The organism is Legionella resiliens, assembly GCF_021344005.1.
Taxonomy (GTDB): Bacteria; Pseudomonadota; Gammaproteobacteria; order Legionellales; family Legionellaceae; genus Legionella; species Legionella resiliens.
The window spans coordinates 1,339,612-1,356,765 of sequence record NZ_JAJTND010000004.1 but is presented as its reverse complement, the minus strand read 5'-3'; the positions used below and the strand labels follow the sequence as shown (position 1 = coordinate 1,356,765).

The following is a 17,154-nucleotide window of genomic DNA, read 5'->3' as shown; positions in this document are numbered from 1 at the left end:
AGTGGAAGTGTCATTGGAATATTCCTTACCGAGCATAAAAATGGAGCATCATTCCTTTTTAAATAATTGTCATTCTGATTGGAAAGAAATTCTAATCAAAGCACTAAAAACTGTGGATCAAGACTATTTACACCAGTTAATGAATGACAAATATTGGTTGCCAGGAGAGGAGCGGTTATTTGCATCGTTTAGTTTACCATTAACAAAAACCCAATATATTCTATTTGGCGAATCGCCTTACCCGCGCAAGGACTCAGCAAATGGATATGCTTTCTGGGATAATTCAGTGGGTAATTTGTGGAGTTTAAATGGATTGAGCAAAGAAGTTAATAGAGCGACTTCCCTACGTAATTGGATTAAAATGTTACTTGTTGCACGCGGTGATTTGGATTCCGATACATCACAAGCCAATATTGCATTGGTGGATAAAAATACTTTAGTAAAAACAGCACGACAATTATTTGAAGGGATGATGAATAAAGGGATTTTGCTGCTCAATGCCTCGTTGGTTTATAGCGAGGGTAAAGTTCCTTATCATGCACGTCAATGGAAGCCTTTTATGCAAAGCCTTTTGGCGCAATTGACTGTAATAAAACCTACTATTCAACTCATTTTGTTAGGTAAAATTGCAGAAACTGTTGCACAAGATAAATTACCTATAGGACTTATTGCGGAACATCCTTATAATGTAAGTTTTATCACGAATCAACGCGTTATCGATTTTTTTAAACCTCTGGATTTATTACACGATGAGTAATATTGAATCAACTGTTAATCCTCAAGAAATTAGTAAGTTTGCACAACATGCTAACTTATGGTGGGATACTGAAGGGCCGCTGAAAACTCTTCATGACATTAATGAAACACGGCTTAATTTTATTAAGCAGCATGTTGAGCTAACTGATCTAAATGTTTTGGATGTTGGATGCGGTGGCGGTATTCTTAGTGAGTCTATGGCAAGGTCAGGGGCAAAAGTTACCGGAATAGACGCAGAATCTGAAGCAATTTCTGTAGCCCAGGAACATGCAAATATTAATCATCTGCAGATTAACTATTTATGTACTTCAATTGAAGCATATAAAGATAAGAGTTTTGATGTAATTACCTGTATGGAAATGTTGGAGCATGTAGAACATCCTGAGTTAGTTTTTGAGCATTGCAGACGGTTACTCAAACCACAGGGCTTTTTATTTGTATCAACAATCAGTCGAACGATTAAAGCATACGCCACTGCGATTATTGCTGCAGAATATGTATTAAATTTATTACCGAGACAAACACATGATTATAAAAAGTTTATTAAGCCCAGTGAACTGCTTACCATGGCTCGATCTTGGAATTTCAACTTAATTGATTTGAAAGGAATGGATTATAATCCTTTTTTGAGGAACGCTTCATTAGGATCTGACGTTAGAGTTAATTATTTAGTAGCTTTGCAATAGGGAGTACATAGCTTAACTGATAAGGACTGGATGTCTGCTATGGAGTTATGATCAGCTCAGCACAACATTGGTGAGGAGCCGGGCTTTCGCTACGCGTCACCCTGGCTGCCATTATTTTTTTCCGAACTTTTTTTCTTATTATAACGCTCTAGGTAACGTTGATGCGCATATTTAGCTTGTTCTTGAGTTACCGTATCCACTTCATTACCGTAGATGTCGATTCGTGCCGCGTTTTCTTTTTGGCAATTTAGATACGCTGGGGATGCACTATAATAGCTTAATGCTTCTCGCAGTGATTTTTTGCTGAAAGGAGGAGAGTCCAGTCTCTCGTAAAAATCGATAATATCATCAAATATTCCAATTTTTAGGGGCTTAATCTGATTTCCTTTTTTAAAAAAAGCATTGGGGAAATGTTCAATAAGCCAATCAATAACGTGTAACTTATCTTTTTTTGCTGCAGTTAACGGTTGTTTGTCCATCATATTGCTCTAAAGCGTGATCTAGATGCTGAATAAACTACCATATCTTCTGACATAATCAAGCATTTATAACCAAACATAGTGATTACTCTGGTTATTTAAGGATATTCAGTACGTTTTTTGAGATAATCTTGAGTTAATGTATCAATTTTTATCATCAATGAAGATCAGATTTCATTTAGCAAAATGACATCAAATAAATTAAACTTGATAATCCTTGGGGTTGATTTATTGAGATTATCTGTTCTTCAAGTTGCGATTCGAGATGGATAAATTCGGTTGTTCTTGCTTCATATAATCCCCTTACCGCCGTTAGCTCGTTAATCACTAATTTGAGCCCCATGAGTGATGCCTCTTGCCACCCTGAGTAGTTGGACACCGCTCCCCCCGTGCCTGAACCTTTATATAATGCAAAAGCAATACCTAATTTTGAATCCACACAAAACCAATTTTCATGCTTTTCAGTTATCGTATTGTAAAATTGTTTTAATGGTTTGGGGCGCGGAGAGCTCAGCCATTGTTTTGATGGTTTAGTCTGTGGGGATGGGATGTGTGGAATGTGATAAAAAGGCTCATCAGAACAATATTCATAAACAACATGCATGGGAAGTAGCTTTTGGACACCGCCGACACCTTCTCTCCACTGCTTATTAATAGCATCCCAATTCTTATCTCCAGGTGCCTGTATCGAATCAACTTGCGTTTGCAGCTCTTTAATGAGGGTCTTTTCAAAGTTAAAGTGCTTCTCAGTGATTGTTCTTCCATTAAGCGTATAAGAAACCCCTTCTTTTTTTACTTTGTTGTATTGAGAAAGCAATTGTACTAATACCTTTTTACCTGCTTCGTTTTGAGGTATGCAATCAAGAACCATGGTCCACATGTGTTTATCCAAGGCCCAAAGCGCATATTCAAAACTGCTGATATGCTCAAAGGTTCGGCCCGAGCAGTCTGTTACTCGACCTTTTTTAAAGAGTAAATTGATATCTTTTTCGAGCATCGTTTTAACTGCATCATGTTCACCACGCGCCACATGATGTAATAATTTTCGAACATCCAGCATAGGCTTAAAGAATGCTCTATATTTTTTTGAAATCATAGAAAGCTTTATTAAATCAGGTGTCGGCAAATGTAGTGCCGTTTCAGTTTTGAGATCTTTTGCTAACTGATTAAAGAATTCAAATTTGTTTTGTATGCGTTCCATCTTGCGATCACAGTGAAATAAAAAAGGAATTATAGTTGATCTTTAAGGTCACTTAAATACCAGGTTGACCTCAAATCAATCCATAAAGGCTTTTGACTTATATTTTAATGTGAGGTGATATCTATGTTTTGCTCGATTTCTTGTAAGATATTTCTCAATTCAAGTGAAGACAATGGCTGTTTTTTGGGTGTCAATTTCATTGATTTAAATTAACTTATTGTTTTTTATATATATTTTATATGAGTGATTTTCGGTTTATCCGAAGTGAGTTAAGATAATCGTCCTGAAATAATCTTGCGCTTCTTATTTTCTGTTGCTACATTTTAAACATGACTTGTATGGATATAAGTCACACAAACGGAATTGTAATCATACGGATATGATTTATCATGGATGATCATAAGAACTGGAAGTTCTTATACGGATGACTGCGAAGCCAGGGTTTAAGCCCTGGCTTTTTTTATGCTGTTAAATAATTTGATTTAGATAAAAACTTTCTATCTGGAAAATAGGCAAAAATAACGGATCCATTTTTAATCGTATTAATTACAGGCTTTGCCAAAGTTTGAGCAATAGCTGGACACCCCCAAGACAGTCCGGCACGACCGGCCTGTTTGATAAAATTAGGCTCTACATACCATGCGCCATGTATTACAACGCGTCGGCTTAATGCATTGTCATTAAAGCCTTTATCTAAGCCCTGCAAGTTAAGTGAATATCCTTTATGCCCTATATAAGTATCTTTGGTAATGTACGTACCCAAACTCGATTGTTTACTTGAAGGCACGTTAGAAAAATGACTGGCTCTATTCACACCGGAGTTTTTGCCATGTGCCACAAAGGTATTATATAGGAGGCGCTCTCTACGAAGGTCAAATACCCACATACGCTGTTTGTTTGATGGTAAGGAATAATCAATTACTGTAAGAACTGGTTTTTTCACAGCCCCTTTTTTGCTCGCATTGTTATATGCAGTTAAAGCGAGTCTTAAAACATTTTTATTTAATTGAGGCGCTTTATTACTTAGATGCTGTAATTTAGTACTGATATCCGCTTCTGCTCGCGCTGCAAAAGAAGGTGTACTGGAAGTGATATTGCTAGTTAAAATCATGGTTGAGATTAGAGTTAATAAAGTATTCATACTTCCCCTTTCTACGTGTAAATCGTCATTACAATTTCATTAAAAAAATGATGATTATATTAACAATTCATGTAAATGTAAATTTAAAAGGATTTTAATTGACCATCAGGGAAAAATATTATTCAATTCAGAGGCTTGGATGAGTGTTAGAAAAAATATAGTAAAATCATGGATCTAATTGACTATATTTAGATCTATTTATCGGAGAAATATTAAATCAAATAGACTTAATATTATTCTAAAAAATTAAATAAAAAACAGAAAAATTACTTAGAATTAGGTATAATCAGTACGATTACAGCTCATTTACGCCATCTTCTATAGCAAAATAATGGATGGCGCATTCCATTTTATATGGCTCTAAATTATACTTGGCTGTTAGTTTTTAAACTCTTTTAAACCCAGCATTGACTTGTACTCCTTTGTGTTCAAGAGAGAAAGGGGAAAAAGATTCATTATAGATTTGATTCGGAGAATGCTATGCTGGAAAAGCAGATCATACAATTACCTGAAGGCATACGAGCTGCTATTAATCACGCCTATCGTGTTGATGAGTTATCGTTGATAACAGAACTTTGTGAAAAAGCGGCATTAGGGCAACAGCAAGTAACAGATATTAAGAACAGGGCAACAAAGTTAGTTGAATCCGTGCGAGCTGAACGAAAAAAAAGCACAGGTATCGATTCATTTTTGACTGAATACGCACTATCCAGTGATGAAGGAATTGCGCTCATGTGTTTAGCGGAAGCGTTATTACGTGTTCCTGACAGTGCAACAATAGATAATTTAATCAAAGATAAATTATCTGGTGGTGATTGGAAATCTCATAGAGGTCAAAGCGATTCATTTTTTGTAAATGCAACGACTTGGGCATTGATGCTTACAGGAAAAATACTGACTCCGGAAAAAGCTCAAACATCATTAGCTAAATCTTTAATGAAACTCGTTAATCGCAGCAGTGAAGCTGTAGTTAGAACAGCAGTGGATAAAGCGATGCGAATTATGAGCAAGCAATTTGTCAAAGGAAGAACTATTGAAGAAGCGCTAAACCGAGCCAAAAAGAAAGAAGCTCTAGGATATCGCTTTTCATATGACATGTTGGGGGAAGCTGCGTTAACCTCTGTCGATGCATCCCGTTATTTTGAAGCATATAAAGAAGCCATTGAAGCTATAGGCAAAAAGGCTGATAAAAACTCAGATGTATATAAGCGCCCGGGTATCTCTATAAAACTTTCTGCTTTGCATCCACGTTATAATGAAAGCCAGCATGAGCGAGTTATGGAAGAATTACCACCAAAGCTGCTTGCCCTTGCTCGTTTAGCAAAGAACTATGGAATTGCCTTAACTGTTGATGCCGAGGAATCTGAACGCTTAGAGTTATCACTTGATGTGATGGAGCGAGTTTTTAATGATGCGAGTTTAGATGGATGGAACGGTTTTGGTTTGGCAGTTCAGTCTTATCAAAAAAGAGCTTTTTATGTATTGGATTGGGTCGCTGCTCTGGCAAGAAGAAAGCAACGTCGAATCATGGTGCGCTTGATTAAAGGTGCTTATTGGGATAGTGAAATTAAAAAATCACAAATGCAGGGCTTTAAAGAATATCCTGTATTTACCCGAAAAGTGTTTACAGATGTTTCTTTTCAGGCGTGCGCGAAAAAAATATTAACCATGACTGATGCAATTTATCCTCAATTTGCTACTCATAATGCCTATTCGGTAGCAATGATTTTAAATATTACCGGCGATTATCGCGATTTTGAGTTCCAGTGTTTACATGGGATGGGTAATGAACTGTATCATCAGATAGTACCAGCAGCACGCCATGGGATCCCTTGCCGTATCTATGCTCCAGTGGGAAGTCATGAAGATTTACTTCCTTATTTAGTACGCCGATTGCTGGAAAATGGAGCAAATTCTTCATTTGTAAACCGTATCGTTGATGACAATGCACCAATTAGCACATTAGTTGAAGATCCAGTCGAAAAAGCCCAATCTTTATTACATAAGATAAATCAAAATATTCCATTACCCGAAGACATCTTTCAACCCAATAGGAAAAACGCTAAGGGGTTTGATTTTACTGATCGTACTGAGTGTGCTCTTTTACAAGAAAAAATGGGACAAATCAAATTGCGGCAGTGGACTTCAGGACCAATTATCGCAGGAAACCCAATACTTAAAGGTGAGAAACAACAAGTTAATTCGCCTCAACAAACTGAAAATATTGTTGGATCAGTCCAAAATGCATCACTAGATGATGTGGAACATGCATTGGTACAAGCTGAGCAAACGTTCCGACTATGGTCAGGCATGTCCGTTAACGAAAGAGCAGCATGTCTTAATCGCTTTGCTGACTCGTTACAGGAAAATCAAGCAGAACTCATGACCATAGCCTGTCTTGAAGCAGGTAAAACCATGAATGATTGCATTGCAGAAGTGCGTGAAGCAATTGATTTCTGCCGTTATTATGCCGTGCAAGCACAGCAAATTTTAGCTGCTCCCTTACGTTTAACGGGTTATACAGGAGAGTTAAATGAACTGAGTTTGCATCCAAGAGGCACGGTACTTTGCATAAGTCCATGGAATTTTCCCTTGGCAATTTTTACAGGTCAGGTCGCTGCCGCGTTGGTAACTGGTAACTGTGTTATTGCAAAACCTGCAGAACAAACCCCACTAATTGCTGCTTATGCTGTTAAATTAATGCATCAGGCTGGAATTCCTGTAGGTGCCATACAATTACTTCCTGGTCCAGGTGAAACAATTGGAGCTGCATTAGTTGCTGACAAAAGAATCAAAGCAGTTTTATTTACTGGTTCGACCGATACAGCGAATCTTATTAATCGTACCCTGGCAACACGTGGTGGAGAAATTATTCCCCTGATTGCTGAAACGGGTGGTCAAAATGCGATGCTCGTTGACTCTTCAGCTTTATTGGAGCAGGTTGTGGTAGATGCGGTGAACTCAGCCTTTGGTAGTGCTGGTCAAAGATGTTCTGCTTTGCGTGTATTATTTGTCCAAGAAGAAGTTTATCCAAGAACCATTGCTCTCTTAAAAGGAGCTATGGCGGAGCTGGTCGTAGGTGACCCGCGCTGGCTTATGACTGATGTAGGACCTGTAATTGACAAGGCGGCTTTATCTACATTAAAAAATCATGTGGATAATATGAAAAAGCGTTTTGAAATTATTTACCAATGCCCATTAGACGAATCATTGGAATCTGGATATTTTATGCCTCCAACCGCGATTGCCATTAATCATATTAGTGCATTAGAAAAAGAGGTCTTTGGTCCAGTACTGCATGTAATCCCATTTAAACGAAAAGATCTGAATAAAGTTATTGAACAAATTAACACGACAGGTTATGGCTTAACTCTGGGTATCCATAGTCGTATTAATGAAACAGTGGAATACATCAGAAAAAATATTCATGCAGGCAACTGTTATGTAAACCGAAATATGATAGGTGCTGTTGTTGGTTTACAGCCCTTTGGTGGAGAAGGATTGTCAGGTACAGGCCCTAAAGCGGGTGGGCCTAACTATCTCATTCGACTTTGCCACGAGCGAACTTATACTGTGGATACTACTGCAGCCGGAGGTAATGCAAGTTTAATGTCTTTGCCTGATTAATTAACTAAAACAAAGTTTAGGCGTAACTTCAATCAGTACACTTGATTTCTGTTACGCCTCTATATTTCTAGTGCAACAAGAGGTTGCACTTCTCATTTAATGGAGTAATTAATGAATAAAGAATTCTGTTTCATTTATGTTTTAATCTCTATTTTATATTGTTTTTTTAGTCATACTGCGCTGGCATCCACTATGGTACTTCCTCATACGAAGCAATTTATTTCTTACACTGACATAGGGGAGGGCAATCCTCTTGTATTAATTCATGCATTCCCAACGGATCAACGATTATGGCAACCCCAACAAGAAGTACTTAAAAAGTATTTTCGTGTGATTACTCTAGACTTATGGGGATTTGGTGAATCATCTAGTGTGGATGGAAAAGCAATTCCCATGACCGAATACGCTGATGAGGTAAAACAGTTATTAGATTATTTAAAGATTGATAAGGCGATCATTGGCGGTGAATCAATGGGAGGATATATTGCTCTTGCATTTTTAGACAAATATCCAAATCAAACACTTGGCTTAGTACTTTCAAATACCCAAGCCGTGGCAGATGGTCCGGAAACAAAAGCTACTCGCGAAAAAACGGCACTTGATGTGCTTGAAAATGGAACAGAAAATCTAATTGCTGGATTTATAGTTAAGGCACTTTCATCTGATACACCTCAACAAACTAAAGATTATCTTCGTCATATTTTAACGTTACAAAAATCAACCGCAATTGCATCTGCTTTACGTGGAATGGCACTCCGTAATTCCACTTCTGCTGTATTAGCCACGACAAAGTTACCTATTCTGATTATTACAGGCGAATTAGATAATGTAATTCCCCCTCAACAAAGCATTGATATGCATTCACTCTCAAAAAATAGTCAACTAATTATTTTACCTAATGCAGGACACTTATCTAATTTAGAGCAACCCAAACAATGGAATCAAGCGATTATTGAGATGTTTGCATAAATAACAAATGTAATCCTTATGGTGTAACAAAAGTAAACCAGGATTATATACTTGAATCTGCTTGCATCGTTGAAAAACCAGTTCTGCTAAACGCAGAACTCCTGGATCCCCGCGAGACGTCGGATCAGAGTTTTTTTACCCCAATCTGCACTCAAATTTATCTTTTCCCCATTCTTAACTTGTGACTAAGGGACAGGTTATATACGCGGTCTTTATAACTGAACCAGATGCTTCACTTTATCTGAAGCAGTATTCAATACTCTAGTGCTTTTTAGAAAGGAACCAGGGAATTAATACAAATAAAATTAACCCGCCAATTAAAAATGATTCAAAAATAAATACATTTCCAATAGGTATTTGTGTTGGAGGTACAAAACCAATAATAATTGCGGTAAGACAACAGAGAATGCCAAGGACACATAAAAACCACATCACTATATTTCCACCTGGAACTGTGTAACCCCGCGGTTGATCCGGTTTGCTATATCTCAATTTAATGGCCGCAGCAAACATAAAAAGATAAACTAACAGGGCCATTTGAGCGCACAGATCACTAAGCATCCAATAGGCTGCATTAATGGAATCCAACAAAATAAAAGCGGAACTTAATACAGTAAAAATAAGAGCCTGGGAAAAAAGAATGGTTGTTGGGGCCCCGTATTTATTGGTATATGCAAATTTTTCAGGTAAAGAGCCATCTCGGGCTGAGACCATCAATCCTTTTGTAGGGCCGATAATCCATGCGGAAACACCACTTAAACCGCCTAAAATAATTAGAATCGCAATGATTGAAGTCATCCAGTCCATATTATACGCTTTAAAAAAAACAGCATAGGCATCAATAAGTCCAGATACGACACTTAAGCTTTCATTAGGTACTACAACCACAATGGCTAACGAGCCTAAAGAAAGGGTAGATATAACTAAAATAGTTGAATAAAAAAGAGCCTTGGGATAATCACGCTTGGGATTTTTTACCTCTTCGGCATGTACCGCTGACATTTCCATGCCGAGTAGACCAAATAATACTACTGCAAAGAGCGATAAATTCCCTAAGGAACTGAAGTCAGGCAACCATGTTGAGGGATAACCAACCATCATAGGTTTTCCCTGGATAATCCAAAGTGCTGCTAAGACAATAATGAAAAGCATGGGAAATATTGTGCCTATTGTTGCGCCAATCGTACTCACTATGCTTGATATTTTCATTCCAAAGCAATTAAGTAGTGTAAACACCCAAAATAGAACAAGCACTGTGCCTAATAAATAGTATTTATTACTTCCTAATTCTGGGGAAATTAAATACGATAGGGTGGCTGCGATAAAAGCAAGGATTGTTGGATACCAAACTACATTATATATCCACTGAAGCCAAATAGTGATGAACGCAGCACGCTTACCAAATGCTTCACGAACCCATACGTAAATGCCCCCCGTTTCGGGATAAGCTGTTGCTAATTCAGCTGCTACTAAAGATACAGGGATAAAAAAAGCAAGCGCTGCTACAACATAATAAGAGACTAATGTAAGGCCAAGTTTGGCGCTTATGGGAAGGGTACGTAAGCTATCAACAGCAATGACATTAATCATTACTAAAGAAAATACACTTAGAACCTTTTTGGGTTGATTCATGATTAATCCTTAACAAATACGGTATAAGCGAGCAGCCGATAACTTTGGATGTGTAGTATTATTGCTATTTAAGAAATTTAAACAAAAAGCAGATTGGGCTTTTAGCCCAATCAAACGATGATGATCATAGGTATGATCTAATTGGATGACACTGCAGTTGGACCAAGGGTCCAACCGAGAGTATATTATTACCATATCAAGCACACAGATTTCTGAGAACGTATTGTAGAATACCACCATTTCTATAATATTCTAATTCGTCAGCAGTATCGATACGGCATAGTGCTTTAATTTGTTCTACTTGACCATCAGCACGCTCAATAGTTACTGGAACCATTGAGCCTGGTTTTAAGGAATCAGATATGTCGATACTGACACGCTCATCTCCCTTCAGGTTTAAGGTCTTACGGGTCATACCATCACAGAATTGTAATGGTAAAACACCCATACCGATTAAATTAGAGCGGTGAATGCGTTCAAAACTTTCAGTAAGTACTGCTTTAACGCCAAGTAAATTTGTCCCTTTTGCCGCCCAATCTCTTGAAGAGCCTGTGCCATATTCTTTGCCGGCAATCACTACGAGTTCATGATGTTTTTGTTGATAAAGCATTGCTGCATCATAAATAGGCATTACTTCCCCTGAAGGGATGTAACGTGTAATGCCGCCTTCTTGACCAGGAGTCATTTCATTACGAATACGAATATTAGCAAAGGTCCCTCGCATCATCACTTCATGATTACCGCGGCGAGAACCATACGAGTTAAATTCTTTTTCATCAACTCCCTTGGATTTTAAATACAAGCCTGCAGGAGAGTTAGCCTTAATTGAGCCCGCTGGAGAAATATGATCTGTGGTAATTGAATCACCAAATAAAGCTAAAATATAAGCGTGTTTGATCGGTTTAATTGAATCAGGTTTAGCTTTTAAATTATCAAAAAATGGCGGGTGTTGAATGTATGTTGAATGTGCATCCCATTCATAGGTTTTCCCACTACTTGTTTTAATTGCTTGCCAGTGCTCATCACCAAGAAAAACCTCAGAATATTCTTTACGGAACATTCCTCCAGTCACTTTAGATACTTCAACAGCAATTTCAGCATTAGAAGGCCAAATGTCTTTCAGATATATATCATTACCTTTATCGTCCTTTCCTAGAGGGTCCTTGCTTATATCAATGGTGGTGGTTCCACATAAAGCATAAGCAACAACTAAAGGAGGAGAAGCCAGCCAGTTTGCTCTGACTTGTGGATGTACACGACCTTCAAAATTACGATTTCCTGATAAAACCGCTGAAACAACAAGATCATTATCACTGACACAGTGAGAAATAGCATCAGGCAACGGGCCAGAGTTACCAATGCAGGTAGTACACCCATAGCCAACTAAATTAAAACCCAATTGGTCCAAATAAGACTGTAAGCCGGCTTTTTTGAGATAATCTGTTACTACCTTAGAGCCTGGAGCTAAGGAAGATTTAACCCAAGGCTTACGTTGTAATCCTTTTTCAATTGCTTTTTTAGCGACCAAGCCTGCTGCCATGAGTACACTTGGATTTGATGTGTTAGTACAACTGGTAATGGCTGCAATAACCACATGGCCGTGTTTCATTTGGAAATCATGATTTTTAACCGGGAAAGAAGTATTTTTTTCCTGTTCTTTTCCTGCTTCTTTAAGGAACGAATCAAATTCTACGGGCAAAGTATTTAACGTTACTTTATCTTGTGGTCTTTTAGGTCCTGCTAATGAAGGGACAATTGTACTCAAATCAAGTTCCAGAGTATCAGTAAATACTGGATCTTCGCTGTCTTTATCATACCACATGCCTTGCGCTTTAGAGTAGGCTTCAACCAACGCAATAGTGTGTTTGTCACGTCCAGTCAATTCAAGATAGCGAATGGTTTCTTTGTCTACTGGGAAAAAGCCACATGTAGCGCCGTACTCCGGAGCCATATTAGAAATTGTGGCACGATCAGCAAGGGGTAAGTCACTCAAGCCAGGACCATAAAACTCAACAAACTTGCCCACTACGCCTTTCTTTCTGAGCATCTGTGTTACAGTAAGTACCAGGTCGGTTGCAGTAATACCTTCCTTCATTTTTCCATGTAATTTGAATCCAATTACCTCTGGAATCAACATCGATACAGGTTGTCCGAGCATAGCTGCTTCTGCTTCGATACCGCCAACTCCCCATCCAAGTACACCTAAGCCATTAATCATGGTTGTATGAGAGTCTGTACCTACTAGAGTATCGGGATATGCATATAAATTTCCATCATCAGTACTGCTCCATACTGTTTTCCCTAAATATTCCAGATTTACTTGATGGCAAATGCCTGTTCCAGGTGGAACAACCTGAAAATTATTAAATGCTTTTTGCCCCCAGCGTAAAAACTCATAGCGCTCATTGTTTCGCTTCATTTCAATTTCTGTATTTACAGCTAAAGAATCCTTACTACCAAATTTATCAACCATAACTGAATGATCAATGACCAGATCAACAGGAGACAATGGCGAAATTTTATCAGGATTACCACCCATCTTAACAATCGCCGCACGCATTGCTGCTAAATCAACCACAGCGGGGACGCCCGTGAAGTCCTGCATCAGCACACGTGCTGGTCTAAATGCAATTTCATGTTGTGATGTTTTATTATGTAACCAGTCAGCAATTGCTTTAATGTCTTTCGTGGTGACTGTATTGTCATCTTCAAAACGTAGTAAATTTTCAAAAAGAACTTTAAGCGAGTAAGGAAGACGACTGATTCCTTTAAAATTTTTTTGTTCGGCTTCTTTAAGGCTGAAATAATGATATGTTTTCCCATCTACCTGTAATTGAGATTTTGTTGATAAGCTGTCACGACCCGCTTTCATAAGGAGCTCCTGAAAATCAAAAACTGAATGATAGCTCAATTTTAAGAAAATTCCATGAGTTCTTATGAAATTAGGTTCATAACTTTTAGATTACCCTCAAATGAAGCTGTCCTGTATGCTCTTGGGTTTCATTAAAAGATAAAGAAGGATCAATTAATTTGGCACCAGTTTGAAAAAGTATGTTCTCTTCAAATTTTTTGGGCTCTGTATTAAAAGGATCTGGAGTTAACAAAGAAGCCACAGCGGGGACTAATAATGCAATGCCAATTGGAAGCAAAATGGCGCCTATCAACGGATTAAACGCAAACGCGGCAAAAGACGCCAAAATGAGTGCTGCTCCTAAAATAGCACCAGCAAGTGATATCTTATGCCGAACAGGCTCTTCGATTACCTCGCTAATTCCTACAGGATAATATTTTTGATTATGATAACTGCTTATATAAAAAACTGTATGATTTGGGTGAGATAAACATGAGTATAAGGTTTGGGCAAAGCGATTATATTGTTCTAATATCAGTTGTTGTTCACCAAGATCTGAATTTTCCTTAAGTGCTAATTCAAAGTCCTCGATGCGAAGCCGAAGCATCTCAAGAAAAAAAGATTTTTTTTCTTTCCCTATGTCAGCCAATAAATCTTTAGCCTCTTGGATTTTATTTAAGACTGATTTGTGAGTATATTTTTTAGGAAAAAAAGGCATGAAAATTGCTCTTAAAATTTACGTGGAAGCAGCTTAGCATCATTGATAAGAGTAAAGAATAGACCTCTTATGTAGCTTTACACTTAGGTAAAGTATATTAACAAAAATTTAATTGTTTTAGCATAAACTTCTCAATTGGTACGGATATTGCTTTTTTAAGTAAGTAAAATTAAGGAGAATGGGAATGACCGACTTGAGTAAAGCAATATCAAATCCATCGGGTGTTATTGACCTTTTCCCTAATACCCTAGACGGCGAAATTTTGACGAATTCTATAGAAAAATCACAAAATGAGGTACAAAATGTTTTGCCATCTATTGAACTCAAAGATCCGAATGCTTTTGTTTCTTTATTAACTCATGTCGTGGCTAAGAAGGCTAATCCTCAAGAAGAAAAACAGAATTCAACTCAAATCCTAGATGAAAATCAAAAAATTAGCGAAGACCCCATTAAGCCAACAATTGGTTTCGAATTTGAAGCCTTAAAAGAAAAAAGGGAAGAACTATCAACAAACGAGATGGAAAATAATGTTGCCGTCTCTTGGATTAATTCTCAATATTATCAGCACGAAGTTAAAATAAATCAGATAAACAGCGAGCAAGAATGCAATTTGACAGATGTGGTCAATAGAAATGTAACCTTGGAACAAAATGAAGAAAAAACAGTATCTAAGAAGTCGCAATTCAACGAAACCCAGGTGCAAGCTAATGAAGATCAGAGTGTTTTAGAAAGTATTTTGGCTCGAAATGAGCAACAGCCTGAACCTGAAATCAAAGATAAAAATAATTTGCTGCATGATGCAGCATATGTTCACAATCCTGACACGCAACACATTATAAAAAACACATCACTAAATCCTCTCGAAACCGTTAAAAATAATAAAAAATATCCGAGCAGTACTTCATCGCCTACAAAGGATATACAATCAAAAGAATTATTTGTACCCCAACTCAGATCTTCAGAAAATAAAGGAGGAGAAAAAGAGGCAAGTCCAACTTTTTTATTTCAACCTCTGCCTATTGAAATAGAGAATCAAAAAGAAAATGCATCAACTTTTCTCGTACCTGCTACCATAAGTGAAAATACCGACTGGGGAAAAGAGCTGCCAATGGATAATCCATTGAATAGTATATTGACTCATGAAATGTACAGAAATGTACCCAATCATACGCCTAATTTAGGCACAGCACCTAAAACCCTGGAGATACCAATAGAAATAAATCGACCTGAATGGTCAAAACAATTTTCAGATCATATTATCTGGCTTGGTCAACACGAGGTTAAAAGTGCAATAATTAAGATAAATCCTGAGGATTTAGGACCATTGGAAATCAGTATTAAGGTGATAAATGACTCAGCTTCAGTAAATATAACGACCAACACCCATCAAATACGAGATATCATTGATCAATCGCTGCCAAAATTACAGGCGATGATGGCGGAACAAGGTTTAAATTTATCTGAAGTACACATTGACTCTGGTGACAGCGCACACCAAAGTCCCCAAAAAAATAGTGGTTCTCAGGAAGAAGCAGCCCTTGCATTAGAAAACGAAACGGGCATAACACCCTTAAAAAATAAGAAAGCGCCTAAAGGCTTGGTTGATTATTTTGCCTGAGCTCAGCATGGAGAAATCCTAGGAACTTTTTTTACGTACTTCGCTTTATACCTGGTATCCAGAATTATCTTCAGCTGTTTTAAGAATCTTTCCTACATTGTACTCTGTAATAGATACGGCGTATGAGGCGCGGCACTTGGATATGTTATAGAATTTACTATTTAGCGACAAATTCTTTTACACTTAATGGCGCGACCACTCCAACGATCAATGAGACAGCTGCTGCGGCAGCCATATCCTATATACCTCCAGCCTGTCCAATAAGCTTTTTTGTAGTGACGATGATAGTAGTAGGGAGGTGATCCATAATAATAGCCTGAATGATATCCAATAAAATAGGCAAGTTGCTGGCCCGGAGATTGTGATGATTCTGAATTGGCTTTAGCTGGGCCACTGTATAAAAAACCTATAAGCAGTACCGAAGATAGAATAATAAGTGGAAGAATTTTATAGCTTCGAATGCTAATTTTTTCCATGATGCAACCCCATATTATGTTGTTACATTAAGAATTATAGATTATAAATAATTTTTCTGAGCAATTTGGATGGGATTTATGAAGGATAAAATTATTTTAATTACCGGATGTTCCAGTGGAATTGGCTTCGATGCTGTTTTTTCTTTAAAGGAAAGAGGACATCGAGTCATTGGATCATGTAGAAAAATAGAGGACGTCCAAAAACTATTAGCTAAGGGAATAGAAGCAGTCCAACTGGATGTTTCTGATTCATCTTCCATTCAAAATGCGTTTGCAGAAGTATTGGCTAAAACAGAAGGACGGCTGGATGTTTTAATTAATAACGCAGGGTATGGTCAAGCTGGGGCATTGGAAGATATCTCTCGGGATGTATTGCGTGCTCAATTTGAAACGAATGTTTTTGGGTTGGTTGAGCTCACTAATCTGGTTATACCGGTCATGCGTAAGCAAGGATATGGCCGTATTATCAATCTAAGTTCTATTTTGGGTGTTATCAGTATGCCTTTTCGGGGTGCTTATAATGCATCAAAGTATGCAGTAGAAGGTGTAAGTGATACGCTAAGACTTGAATTGAAATCATCAGGTATTAATGTCATCACTATAGAACCAGGCCCTATAGAAAGTCGTTTTCGAGATAATTGTGTTGATAATTCTTTAAATAACATTGACATGCAAAATAGCTATTTCAGCATGCAGTATGAGCGGATGCTCAAAACCTTTAAGCAGAAAAAAACTGACTCTATTTTTACTCGAAAAGCGGATGCAGTAACTCAGAAATTGATTCATGCAATCGAATCTCAAAGACCTAAAGCCAAGTATCCTATTACTTTTCCAGCTCATTTCATGCTCTTTTTAAAATGGATTTTAAGTACAAAAATGCTGGATAAGTTTTTTTTACTGGTTTCAAAAAAGGAATTATCATAATCCATTTTTAGCTTTTTATAGAATAATTACAGTGAAATCAATATCTTATTCTTTTATATCAATAAAATTAGTCAAT

The 17,154-nt window shown here is 37.5% G+C and carries 13 protein-coding genes; 6 read left to right on the top strand and 7 right to left on the bottom strand.

The window, feature by feature from the left end; all coding sequences use genetic code 11:
• Positions 1 to 40: 40 nt before the first annotated feature.
• The gene (locus LXO92_RS11400) at positions 41 to 757 is read left to right on the top strand and encodes a uracil-DNA glycosylase family protein (RefSeq protein WP_182352821.1); all 717 of its coding nucleotides are present in this window, start codon (positions 41 to 43) and stop codon (positions 755 to 757) included.
• Positions 750 to 1,442 (top strand): bifunctional 2-polyprenyl-6-hydroxyphenol methylase/3-demethylubiquinol 3-O-methyltransferase UbiG, encoded by a 693-nt coding sequence (gene ubiG, locus LXO92_RS11395; RefSeq protein WP_182349710.1) that lies wholly within the window; start codon positions 750 to 752, stop codon positions 1,440 to 1,442. The genes LXO92_RS11400 and ubiG overlap by 8 nt, the downstream gene beginning before the upstream one ends.
• Before the next feature lie 89 nt (positions 1,443 to 1,531).
• On the opposite strand, the gene LXO92_RS11390 is transcribed toward ubiG, so the two are convergent.
• The 3 genes from LXO92_RS11390 to LXO92_RS11380 all read right to left on the bottom strand — a co-directional run bounded on the left by LXO92_RS11390 (position 1,532) and on the right by LXO92_RS11380 (position 4,263).
• Complete coding sequence (locus LXO92_RS11390) at positions 1,532 to 1,921, bottom strand: ProQ/FINO family protein (protein WP_182352820.1); 390 nt, start codon at positions 1,919 to 1,921, stop codon at positions 1,532 to 1,534.
• Positions 1,922 to 2,099: 178 nt separating this feature from the next.
• Positions 2,100 to 3,122 (bottom strand): F-box protein, encoded by a 1,023-nt coding sequence (locus LXO92_RS11385; RefSeq protein WP_232891013.1) that lies wholly within the window; start codon positions 3,120 to 3,122, stop codon positions 2,100 to 2,102.
• 460 nt (positions 3,123 to 3,582) lie between these two features.
• Positions 3,583 to 4,263 (bottom strand): murein L,D-transpeptidase catalytic domain family protein, encoded by a 681-nt coding sequence (locus LXO92_RS11380; RefSeq protein ID WP_182349709.1) that lies wholly within the window; start codon positions 4,261 to 4,263, stop codon positions 3,583 to 3,585.
• A 480-nt stretch (positions 4,264 to 4,743) separates the two neighbouring features.
• Here LXO92_RS11380 and putA point away from each other — a divergent pair, with 480 nt between their 5' ends.
• Both putA and LXO92_RS11370 read left to right on the top strand, forming a co-directional pair.
• On the top strand, positions 4,744 to 7,890 hold the full coding sequence (putA, locus tag LXO92_RS11375; RefSeq protein ID WP_232891012.1) for a bifunctional proline dehydrogenase/L-glutamate gamma-semialdehyde dehydrogenase PutA: 3,147 nt from the start codon (positions 4,744 to 4,746) through the stop codon (positions 7,888 to 7,890).
• Between the two features lie 111 nt (positions 7,891 to 8,001).
• On the top strand, positions 8,002 to 8,859 hold the full coding sequence (locus LXO92_RS11370; RefSeq protein ID WP_182349707.1) for an alpha/beta fold hydrolase: 858 nt from the start codon (positions 8,002 to 8,004) through the stop codon (positions 8,857 to 8,859).
• A gap of 261 nt (positions 8,860 to 9,120) precedes the next feature.
• On the opposite strand, the gene LXO92_RS11365 is transcribed toward LXO92_RS11370, so the two are convergent.
• The 3 genes from LXO92_RS11365 to LXO92_RS11355 all read right to left on the bottom strand — a co-directional run bounded on the left by LXO92_RS11365 (position 9,121) and on the right by LXO92_RS11355 (position 14,060).
• Positions 9,121 to 10,491: an APC family permease gene (locus LXO92_RS11365; RefSeq protein ID WP_182349706.1), complete on the bottom strand. Its 1,371-nt coding sequence runs from the start codon at positions 10,489 to 10,491 to the stop codon at positions 9,121 to 9,123.
• 196 nt (positions 10,492 to 10,687) lie between these two features.
• Positions 10,688 to 13,363 carry an aconitate hydratase AcnA gene (acnA, locus tag LXO92_RS11360; RefSeq protein ID WP_232891011.1) on the bottom strand — a complete coding sequence of 892 codons (2,676 nt, stop codon included), beginning with the start codon at positions 13,361 to 13,363 and terminating at the stop codon, positions 10,688 to 10,690.
• Positions 13,364 to 13,448: 85 nt separating this feature from the next.
• Positions 13,449 to 14,060 carry a lpg1689 family Dot/Icm T4SS effector gene (locus LXO92_RS11355; protein WP_182349704.1) on the bottom strand — a complete coding sequence of 204 codons (612 nt, stop codon included), beginning with the start codon at positions 14,058 to 14,060 and terminating at the stop codon, positions 13,449 to 13,451.
• Positions 14,061 to 14,244: 184 nt separating this feature from the next.
• Between LXO92_RS11355 and LXO92_RS11350 the strand changes: the two genes are divergently transcribed.
• Complete coding sequence (locus LXO92_RS11350; RefSeq protein WP_232891010.1) at positions 14,245 to 15,678, top strand: flagellar hook-length control protein FliK; 1,434 nt, start codon at positions 14,245 to 14,247, stop codon at positions 15,676 to 15,678.
• 161 nt (positions 15,679 to 15,839) lie between these two features.
• Here the strand turns inward: LXO92_RS11350 and LXO92_RS11345 are convergent, their stop codons facing one another.
• Positions 15,840 to 16,154 carry a hypothetical protein gene (locus tag LXO92_RS11345; protein ID WP_182349702.1) on the bottom strand — a complete coding sequence of 105 codons (315 nt, stop codon included), beginning with the start codon at positions 16,152 to 16,154 and terminating at the stop codon, positions 15,840 to 15,842.
• A gap of 78 nt (positions 16,155 to 16,232) precedes the next feature.
• Here LXO92_RS11345 and LXO92_RS11340 point away from each other — a divergent pair, with 78 nt between their 5' ends.
• Positions 16,233 to 17,078, top strand: coding sequence for an SDR family NAD(P)-dependent oxidoreductase (locus tag LXO92_RS11340; RefSeq protein WP_182349701.1), 846 nt, complete (start codon positions 16,233 to 16,235; stop codon positions 17,076 to 17,078).
• Positions 17,079 to 17,154 lie beyond the last annotated feature (76 nt).